The 237-nt window shown below is 73.4% G+C and carries 1 protein-coding gene; it reads left to right on the top strand.

All coding sequences use genetic code 11. From position 1 onward, the window contains the following. Window positions 1-237, top strand: a 237-nt coding sequence (locus IH45_RS0142880) for an NAD(P)-binding domain-containing protein (RefSeq protein ID WP_030682804.1), incomplete at both ends; no start/stop codon positions are given.

Genomic DNA, 237 nt, shown 5'->3' with positions numbered 1-237 from the left:
GCCGCCGCGGCCGACAAGGGCATCCGGGTGCTGGACGCGCCGGTCTCCGGCGGCGAGGCCGGCGCCATCGAGGCCGTGCTGTCCATCATGGTCGGCGGCACCCAGGAGGACTTCGACGCCGCCTGCCCCCTCTTCGAAGCTTTGGGCACCACCATCGTGCGCTGCGGGCCGCACGGCGCCGGGCAGACGGTCAAGGCCGCCAACCAGCTCATCGTCGCGGTCAACCTCCAGGCCTGC

Source organism: Streptomyces rimosus subsp. rimosus, assembly GCF_000720725.1.
GTDB classification, from domain to species: domain Bacteria; phylum Actinomycetota; class Actinomycetes; order Streptomycetales; family Streptomycetaceae; genus Streptomyces; species Streptomyces rimosus_A.
Note: the sequence above shows the minus strand (reverse complement) of the source record. Positions and strands in the feature narration are given on the sequence as shown.